Origin of the sequence: Brevundimonas sp. (assembly GCF_018608325.1) — a bacterium.
In the GTDB taxonomy this organism is placed as follows: domain Bacteria; phylum Pseudomonadota; class Alphaproteobacteria; order Caulobacterales; family Caulobacteraceae; genus Brevundimonas.
Window position 1 is genome coordinate 10,053 of the sequence record NZ_JABAZW010000037.1, and the last position, 8,677, is coordinate 18,729.

Consider the following 8,677-nt stretch of genomic DNA (forward strand, 5'->3'; position numbering starts at 1 on the left):
GAATGCTGCCGGCGTCATCAAAGGTCCGCGCCTGCGCCGCCTGTTCGCTGGCGGTCTGGTTCTCGCCCTTGAAGCCGCTGTTGGACAAAAGCCACATGCCCAGGAGCAGGATGGCGACCGCGCCGGTCGACAATAACAGCAGCACCAGCATGCGCGGATTGCGTCGTCCGCCGCGCACATATTGAGCCTCGACCGGGCGGCCTTCGTGGACCGCATCGGCGGCCTTGTCATGGCGGTTGGGTTCCAGGGGTGTCATGGGCGCCTCTCATCGAATGAAGGGATGCAGTCAAATCAACGTCAGCGGACCGCCGATGTTCCTGAAATGTCCCCTCCGCTTCAAAACCGCAGCGACTCCCGCTAGGAACGGAGCATGAACACGCTCTCGCTCATTCTCGCCGTTCTCGCCGCCGCTCTGGGGGGCGGTTTCCTGTGGGCCTATATGGGTTGGCAGAGGACGCGCGGCGATCTGGCGGCGGCTGAGGCGAGGATTGATCTGGTCGAGGAAAGCCGGATCACCATGGGCGAACTGCTGCGCGCGCAGGCGGCGCAATCGGCGCAGGTGGTGGCGGACCAGATGGTCAGCCGCGCGACCGAGACCTTCCGCGCGCAGGACCAGTTGGCGCGCGAGCGGATGGCGGCCCAGTTGAAGCCTGTCGCCGACACCCTGACCAAGTTCCAGGAGCATGTCGCTGCGTTGGAAAAGACCCGCGCCGAGGAAACCGGCGGTCTGCGCGAACAACTGGCGGCCCTGATGACGGCCTCATCGGCCACGCGCGACGAGGCCCGCAAACTGACCGAGGCCCTGCGCGGCAACACCGGGCGGCGCGGGCGCTGGGGCGAACAGACCTGCCGCAATGTGCTGGAGGCCGCGGGCATGGCCGGTCGGTTCGACTTCACTGAACAGACGTCCAGCGCCGACGACGAGGGGCGTCAGAATCGTCCCGACTTCATCGTCCGCCTGCCCGGCGGCGGCATGTTCGTGATCGACGCCAAGGTGCCGCTGGCCTTTGATGAAGGCGAGGGGGACGAAGAGGCGCGCGCCCGTTCGGTCGGCCTGCGCACCGCCGCCAGCCTGAAGACCCACGTCCGCCAGCTGTCGACCAAGGCCTATCAGGACCAGTTCAAGCCCAGCCCGGATTTCGTCGTCCTGTTCGTGCCGGGGGACAGCTTCCTGGCCACGGCGCTGGATCACGACCCCGATCTGCTGTCGAACGCCATGGAATCCCGCGTTGTCATCGCCACGCCCTCGACCCTGTTCGCCCTGTGCAAGGCGGTCGCCTACGGCTGGCGCGCCGAGGAGCAGGCGGCCAACGCCGACAAGGTCGCTGCTCTGGGGCGCGAACTTTACAAGCGTCTGTCGGTCATGGGCGGCCACGCCTCCGCCGTCGGCCGCGCGCTGGATCAGGCGGTCGGCAAGTACAACCAGTTCGTCGGTTCGCTGGAAAGCCAGGTCATGGTCTCGGCCCGCCGCTTCGAAGACCTGCAGGTCGATCATGAGGGCAAGGCTCTGCCGGAGTTGGCGCCTGTCGAAACGGCGCCCCGCATCATCAGCCGCCCGGAACTGATCGCGCCGACCGGCGATTGAAACGCGCGCCAGGAAATGTGGAAAGCTCGCTTGACAAGGCTTGAGATGCTGTGACAAATACGCTTGTCATTTAGACAAGGGGTATTGACGAATGCGCGAATGGTCGAAGGTAACGAAGGCGACCGCCATCACCTTGGGCGCAGGCATCGGGTTTCTGATACCCGGCGCGATTCTCGCCGGTTACGGTGAGAAGGCAGGCTGGTTTGCTGACGGCGTGGCCATACTGACCGTGTTCGGCATCTATGCCGTGGGCATGATGGCGGGTGCGTTGTGGATCGGCGCCGAATGGATGCGCTCCATCGATGAGGCGGCGCGCGAAGCCCACAAGTCGGCCTGGTACTGGGGCGGGTCGGGCGGCATGTGCGTCGGCGGCATCGCCTTCATTCTCGCCTCGGCGGGCCCGTGGCGCGACGTGATCGCCAAGATCATCGGCACGGGCGGACAGCCGGTCGACTACATGCTGACGGGCGCGGCCCTGATGCTGGCGCCGATGATGATCGGCTATGTCGCTGTCTGGTCGTGGTGGTGGCTGGCGCGGATGCGGGGCTGAGCCATGAACAATCGTCTCAAGGTTCTGCGCGCCGAGCGTGACTGGTCTCAGGCCCATCTGGCCGAGGTGCTGGGCGTATCCCGTCAGACCGTCAATGCGCTGGAGACCGGTCGCTACGACCCCTCCCTGCCGCTCGCGTTCAAGATCGCCCGGATCTTCGAACAGCCCATCGAATCCATCTTCTCGGAATAGGACCTCGCCATGACGAACCTGTCTTCCAAATCCGTGCCGCAATGGGCTCGCCCGCTCGGCGGTTTCGCCCTGATTGTCGCCGTCTGCGGCGTGGCGGGCTATGGCGTGGGTCATCTCGCCGCTGAAGTCTTTCCCCACGCCCTGCCTGCGGCCGACGTAAGATGGTCTGACGTGCTGGCCTGCCTGCTGGCGGGCGGTCTGATCTTCGGGATGATTGCGGTGCTGATCACCAGCCTGGACGCCCGCCGCCTTGGCCGCATGTACAAGCTGGAGGGAGCAGCGTCCGCTGAGGAGATCGCGGTCGCACGCTTCCAGGCCCTGGTTATGGGCTTTTCTGGCGTCATCCTGCTGTTGCCGATGGTGTTCAGCCTGATTGGTCTGTCGCCAGTCTTTGGCGTCGCCGCCATCGCCGTGCTGTTCGTCGCTCATACGGTGATGAACTGGCGCGTCTATCAGCAGGCCGACGAACTGCTGCGCCGCTCGGTGCTGGAGACGGCGACCATCGCCTTCTTCCTGGGGCAGGGTCTGCTTTTCATCTGGGCCGCCGCCGAGCGTATGGGCGTCGCCACGCCGCTCACCGCCTGGGACATCTACGCCGTCCTGATGGCCATCTATCTCACCGCCTCTCTCGCCGTCAGCCTGCGCCGCGGCCTGGCCTGATCCTGAAAATCCACATCTGATCCACGACGATCAAGGAGCCTCCATGAAGCTGTCCGCCGTCCTCAAGACCTCCTGCGCCAACCTTGCCCGCGCCGCCGTCGGCGCCGCCGGTGGTCTGGCCCTGTTCTTAGCCCTCTCGGGCGTCCCTGGTCAGGCCCACGCCCATTCCCAGGATGCCGCCCCCGCCGCCCATCCCGCCATTCAAGGGCAAGGTCCGGCCCTGTGGGTGGTCAAGGATGCGGATTCGACCCTGTATCTGTTCGGCTCGATCCATGTGCTGCGCCCGACGACCGGTTGGGCCAGCCCGCGCGTGACCCAGGCCTTCGACAGCGCCTCCGACATCTGGTTCGAGATCAGCAATCCCGATGATCAGGCCGCCATCATCCCCCTGATCCAGCAGCACGGCCTGTCGCCGCAGACGCCGCTCAGCAGCCGCCTGACGCCCGAGGAAGTCGCGGAACTGGACGAGGCCGCCAAGGCCATCGGCGCCAGCGCGGCGCAGATGGACATCATGAAGCCCTGGCTGGCCGCGCTCAGCCTGTCGGTCGCCCCTCTGGTCAAGGCGGGCTATGATCCCAAGTCCGGCGTCGAAATGGCCCTGAAGGCGCGCGCCGAGGCGGCGGGAAAGCCGATCCACGGCTTCGAGACGCTGGACAATCAGATCGGCATGTTGGCCAACCTGCCCGACGACACGCAACTGGCCTTCCTGCGCGAGACGCTGAAGAACTATGACGAGGCCACGACTGTGCTCGATGCCATGGTCAGCGCCTGGGCTCAGGGCGACGTCGCCACTCTGGACCGCGTCGCGGTTCAGGAAATGAAGTCGGACTCGCCCGAGCTTTACAAGGTGCTGCTGGTCGAGCGGAACACGGACTGGGCCAACCAGATCCAGACGATGCTGCAAGGCTCCGGCACCAGCTTCATCGCCGTCGGCGCCGCCCACCTGGCCGGAGAGGACAGCGTCCAGGCCATCCTGAAGTCGCGCGGCGTCACCGTCGAAGCCGTACAGTAAGATCAGGATGCGGCGGTCCGCCGCCGCATCTCGCCTTGAGCCGAACCGCCCGCGCCGCTAAGGGATCACAGGTCGAGCCGTCCATGCGACGCTGCTCCGACCGCCCGGCGCGGGTGTAGTTCAGAGGTAGAACGTCAGCTTCCCAAGCTGAATGTCAGGGGTTCGATTCCCCTCACCCGCTCCAAATTCAATGACTTAGAGAGTTCGTCTCGGTCGTGTTTTGTGGTTTTTGCATTCGTTTTGAAATTTCGGCAGCGTTTGTTCTTGATGGAGAGTCGCCTTCTGAATCTAAGCGTCGGTTCGAGATGTCTGCTGCTAGGCTAGTCTTTTTGCGCTCGGCAATGGACTGCGCCAAGCAAGCCCGATGGGGGCGAAACGTCTTGTCGCGGTCGAGGTCGTGAACCTCATCGCTACGAGGCGAACCTCGCTGGGTCTCGTTACTTAGCGGAATTCAGAGCCTTGAGCTTGGAGGCAAGCTCTCTTGGGGCATTATTCTGGGTAAAGCGGCTTTCCTTACGCGTCAGTACTGATGCCGCTCGATCCAAGGCGGTGCTCAAATCCGCATGCGAGGCCCCGAGTTGATCCGCTCACCTATCTTGGTGACCTGCTCGTTCACGCAGACGGAACGATGCAGGCTGTGGCGAACCCAGTGTCGATCAGAAAGCACCTCTCATCGTACTTCATGCGATCGGCGAGGCCGCTGCGTCTGCCGAATTGCTCGGTGCGGATCTGTATAAGGCGCTGGTTTTATCTTCTTGTTCTGGCTTGGCCTCGTCAGCATGTGCTTGGCTTGTGGAGCCATGACTCCGACCGGAGTTGGAGCGAGCGGCACCTTGTCGCTGATCTGGTTCATGGCGGCTTGATGCTGGGCTCATGGCTTTCGACAGCAGGCTACGCGCCAGGCGTGGTGCCCGACGCGACAACGACAACCATCATTGACGCGCTGAACGGCCTGACGCCGACTATCGCCGCCATTGCCTGTGCGGTGCTGTTGTCCGGATACCGATTGAGCCATGCCCGGCATGAGCACCTGACCGGGATGCTCCAGACGGCATAAGGCCCACGCCGTCTGCGAGGACTGAACTGGCCATCTTCGCAAAACTGGCGCGATCCGGTGAGGTTTCTGTCGTCATCGGTGGGCAGGGAGCGCGGGGCGATGAGGCGGAGCCGAGGGGGTGATGGCGAACGGGGGACAGGGCGCGGGGCGGCGGGAGACACGCACGCCCAACTATCTGCTCGCTCGTTACGGCGTAGAGACCAATGACCGCTTATGGTGTTTAGTGGAAATCCCGCGATCCCGGCAGGATGCACACGTGCCGCGGATGCCGGTGCGGCGGGTGTCGCGGCGGTTGCGGGTGGGCGATGATGTCGGCGCGGGCCAGTTGGATGTCGGTCTCGTGGTCTTCTGACAGGCGGGACAGTTCGGCGCTGCGGTCGATGACGCGACGGGCGACGACGTGGACGACGCCTTCGGGGCTTTTCTCGACCAGGCCTTCGACCTGCATCAGACGGGCGCCCATGATCTCGCGTCGGTACTGGTCGAGCATCCGCGCCCAGAGGACGATGTTGGTGATGCCGGTTTCGTCCTCCAGAGTGACGAAGACAGCGTTGCCCTTTCCCGGTCGCTGACGCACCAGCACCACGCCCGCGACCTGCACCAGGGAGCCGCCGCGTTTGGCCTCGGTCGCGGCGCAGGTCAGGACCCGCTCGGCGGCGAAGGCGGAACGCAGGATGGCCATGGGGTGAGCCTTCAGCGACAGACGCGCGGTCTGGTAGTCGGCGGCGACGTGTTCGCCCAGCGGCATCAGCGGAAGTTGGGCGTCAGGTTCGGCGCCCAGTTCGCGAGCGCCGCGTTCGCGCGCCTCGGCCGCCGCGAACAGGGGCAGGGGGGGCGTCGTCGGGCAGGCGGCGCACCGCCCACAGGGCCTCGCGACGGTCCTGGCCCAGGGAGCGGAAGGCGTCGGCGTCGGCCAGCTTGCGCATGGCGGCTGCGGGTAATTCGGCGCGCCGGGCCAGGGTTTCGACATCGGTGAAGGGCGTCTCGGTTCGCGCCGCCGACAGGGCCTTGGCCCAATCCCCCCTGAAGCCGTCGATCTGGCGCAGGCCCAGACGCAGGATGGGGGCGTCCGCAGACCCTTCCAGACTGCTGTCCCAGTCGCTGTGAGAGACGTCGATGGGGCGCACCTCGACCCGGCCGACCTCCTGCGCCTCGCGCACGATCTGGGCCGGCGCATAGAAGCCCATGGGCTGGCTGTTCAGCAGGGCGCAGGCGAAGGCCGCGGGGTGGCGGTGTTTGATCCACGACGAGACATAGACCAGACGGGCGAAGCTGGCGGCGTGGCTCTCGGGGAAGCCGTAGGAGCCGAAGCCCTTGATCTGCTCGAAGCAGCGCTGGGCGAAGGCTGGATCATAGCCACGTTCGACCATCCGCCCGACCATCCGGGTTTCATAGGTATGCAGGCTGCCGTCGCCGCGGAAGGTGCCCATGGCCTTGCGCAGGCCGTTGGCCTCGCCGTCGCTGAACTCGGCGGCGACGATGGCCAGTTTCATCGCCTGCTCCTGAAACAGGGGCACACCCAGGGTCTTGTGCAGCACCTGTTCGAGTTCGTCGGGCGGACCGTGGTCGGGGGAGGGCGAGGAATAGACGACTTCCTCCACACCGTTGCGGCGACGTAGATAGGGGTGAACCATGTCGCCCTGGATCGGGCCGGGGCGGACGATGGCGACCTGGATGACGAGGTCATACAGGCAGCGGGGCCTCAGCCGGGGCAGCATGTTGATCTGGGCCCGGCTTTCGACCTGGAAGACTCCAATGGACTGCCCCCGACACAGCATGTCGTAAACGGCCGGATCCTCGCGCGGGAGGGTGTGCAGTTCCCAGTCCTCATGCTCATGCGTGCGGATCAGATCGAAGGCCTTGCGGATGCAGGTCAGCATGCCGAGCGCCAGGACATCGACCTTCATCAGGCGCAGGGCGTCGATGTCGTCCTTGTCCCATTCGATGAAGGTGCGGTCGGGCATGGCGGCGTTGCCGATAGGAACCATTTCGTCCAGCCGGTCCTGGGTCAGGACGAAACCCCCGACGTGCTGACTGAGATGGCGCGGGAAGTTCAGCAGGCGGGACGCCATTTCGACAGCACGGGCGATCATGGGATTGGCCACATCCAGCCCCGCCTGAACAACGTGGCGGTCGCCGATCTCGGTTCCCCAACTGCCCCAGTGGCTGGAAGCCAGACGAGCGGTGACGTCTTCGGTCAGGCCCAGAACCTTGCCCACCTCGCGGATGGCGCTTCGGGGGCGGAAGTGGATGACGGTGGAGGCGATGCCGGCGCGGTGGCGGCCGTAGCGTTCGTAGATGTGCTGGATGATCTCTTCACGCCGCTCATGCTCGAAATCCACGTCGATGTCGGGCGGTTCGTTTCGATCCTCGGATAGGAAGCGTTCGAACAGCAGGTCGGACTCCATCGGGTCGACCGAGGTGATGCCCAGGACGTAGCAGACCGCCGAGTTCGCCGCCGAACCCCGTCCCTGACACAGGATGCGCTTGTCACGCGCCACGCGGACGATGTCGAAGATGGTCAGGAAATAGGGGGCGATGTCCTTGCGGGCGATAAAGGCCAGTTCCTTGTCCAGCAGGGCCTGCACCTTGTCAGGAACGCCGGCGGGATAGCGCATGGCGGCGTGACGGCCCGTAAGCTCTTCCAGCCAGGCCTGCGGGGGCCAATCGGGCGGAACTGGCTCTTCCGGGTACTGATAGCTGAGCTCAGACAGATCGAAAGTCGCGCGCGACAGGAGGGCGGTCGTTTCGCGTATGGCTTCGGGCGCCTCCCGGAACAGATGCATCATTTCGGCTGACGGTTTCAGCCAGCGTTCGGCGTTGGTCTCCAACCGACGGCCGGCGGTTTCGATGGTCACGCCCTCGCGGATGCAGGTCAGGACGTCCTGCAGGTCGCGGTCATCCGGGGCGGCGTAGAGAACGTCGTTGAGCGCCAGCAGAGGAACATGGGCCCGCTCCGCCATCATCTTGAGCCGGGCCAGTCGTCGCCGGTCGTCGCCGCGCCTGTGCATGGCCGCGCCCAGCCAGACAGCGCCCGGCGCCGCCTCGGTCATGCGGGTCAGCACCTCCTCCAGCTCCGACATCCCGTTCGGCGGGACGAGGATCAGCAGCAGGTCTTCAGTATCGGCCAGCAGGTCGCGCAGGCCAATCTCGCATTCGCCCTTTTTCGTCCGCCTGTTGCCCAGGGTCAGCAGACGCGTCAGTCGGCCCCAGCCCGCCCGGGTCTCCGGATAGGCGATGACGTCCGGCGTCCCGTCGTTGAACACCAGTCGCGCCCCGGTCAGCAGGCGGAAGTCCGCCGCGCGGCGCTTCACCTCTTCGGACAGGGCGGGATCGTTCAGCGGGTTTTCGATGAAGGCGATCTCGCCGGGACTGCCGCCCTCGCGCATCCTGTCCGGCGGGGCCAGGCCCTCGACACGAATCTCCTTCAGCGCGCTCCAGGCCCGCACCACGCCCGCCACGGTGTTGCGGTCGGCCAACCCCAGTCCGACGTGGCCGCGCAGGATCGCCGTCAGCACCAGATCCTTGGGATGCGAGGCGCCGCGCAGGAAGGAGAAGTTGCTGGCCGTCGCCAACTCAGCGTAGTCGCCACAAGGATCGGGCGCGCTCATGCGAACAGGC

General features: G+C 65.5%; 9 protein-coding genes and 1 tRNA gene. 7 read left to right on the forward strand and 3 right to left on the reverse strand.

Translation table 11 applies throughout. The features are described 5' to 3' along the window. Positions 1–256: hypothetical protein (locus tag QZ281_RS03975; protein ID WP_292224974.1), on the reverse strand; the 256-nt coding region annotated here is incomplete at its 3' end. Positions 257–370: 114 nt separating this feature from the next. On the opposite strand from QZ281_RS03975, the gene QZ281_RS03980 reads away from it, so the two are divergent. The 7 genes from QZ281_RS03980 to QZ281_RS04010 all read left to right on the forward strand — a co-directional run bounded on the left by QZ281_RS03980 (position 371) and on the right by QZ281_RS04010 (position 5,056). Further along, complete coding sequence (locus QZ281_RS03980) at positions 371–1,585, forward strand: DNA recombination protein RmuC (RefSeq protein WP_292224975.1); 1,215 nt, start codon at positions 371–373, stop codon at positions 1,583–1,585. A gap of 91 nt (positions 1,586–1,676) precedes the next feature. After that, positions 1,677–2,135, forward strand: coding sequence for a hypothetical protein (locus QZ281_RS03985; protein WP_292224977.1), 459 nt, complete (start codon positions 1,677–1,679; stop codon positions 2,133–2,135). Between the two features lie 3 nt (positions 2,136–2,138). Then, positions 2,139–2,327, forward strand: a complete 189-nt coding sequence (locus tag QZ281_RS03990; protein WP_201101015.1) for a helix-turn-helix transcriptional regulator — start codon at positions 2,139–2,141, stop codon at positions 2,325–2,327. Positions 2,328–2,336: 9 nt separating this feature from the next. Then, on the forward strand, positions 2,337–2,987 hold the full coding sequence (locus QZ281_RS03995) for a hypothetical protein (protein WP_292224979.1): 651 nt from the start codon (positions 2,337–2,339) through the stop codon (positions 2,985–2,987). A gap of 43 nt (positions 2,988–3,030) precedes the next feature. After that, positions 3,031–3,999, forward strand: a complete 969-nt coding sequence (locus QZ281_RS04000) for a TraB/GumN family protein (RefSeq protein ID WP_292224982.1) — start codon at positions 3,031–3,033, stop codon at positions 3,997–3,999. Between the two features lie 109 nt (positions 4,000–4,108). Further along, positions 4,109–4,183: transfer RNA gene (locus QZ281_RS04005), tRNA-Gly, on the forward strand. Positions 4,184–4,648: 465 nt separating this feature from the next. Beyond that, positions 4,649–5,056, forward strand: a complete 408-nt coding sequence (locus QZ281_RS04010) for a hypothetical protein (RefSeq protein WP_292224985.1) — start codon at positions 4,649–4,651, stop codon at positions 5,054–5,056. Positions 5,057–5,276: 220 nt separating this feature from the next. Here QZ281_RS04010 and QZ281_RS04015 read toward each other — a convergent pair whose 3' ends face one another. Then, entirely contained in the window at positions 5,277–5,804 is a 528-nt protein-coding gene (locus tag QZ281_RS04015) for an OB-fold nucleic acid binding domain-containing protein (protein WP_292224987.1), read from the reverse strand. 16 nt (positions 5,805–5,820) lie between these two features. After that, positions 5,821–8,677: error-prone DNA polymerase (locus QZ281_RS04020; RefSeq protein WP_292224989.1), on the reverse strand; the 2,857-nt coding region annotated here is incomplete at its 5' end.

Bases quoted from the DNA above. Each gene is read 5' to 3' on its own strand.
- QZ281_RS03980 (WP_292224975.1), top strand. From the start codon at position 371: ATGAACACGCTCTCGCTCATTCTCGCCGTTCTCGCCGCCGCTCTGGGG.
- QZ281_RS03985 (WP_292224977.1), top strand. From the start codon at position 1,677: ATGCGCGAATGGTCGAAGGTAACGAAGGCGACCGCCATCACCTTGGGC.
- QZ281_RS03990 (WP_201101015.1), top strand. From the start codon at position 2,139: ATGAACAATCGTCTCAAGGTTCTGCGCGCCGAGCGTGACTGGTCTCAG.
- QZ281_RS03995 (WP_292224979.1), top strand. From the start codon at position 2,337: ATGACGAACCTGTCTTCCAAATCCGTGCCGCAATGGGCTCGCCCGCTC.
- QZ281_RS04000 (WP_292224982.1), top strand. From the start codon at position 3,031: ATGAAGCTGTCCGCCGTCCTCAAGACCTCCTGCGCCAACCTTGCCCGC.
- QZ281_RS04015 (WP_292224987.1), bottom strand. From the start codon at position 5,804: ATGCCGCTGGGCGAACACGTCGCCGCCGACTACCAGACCGCGCGTCTG.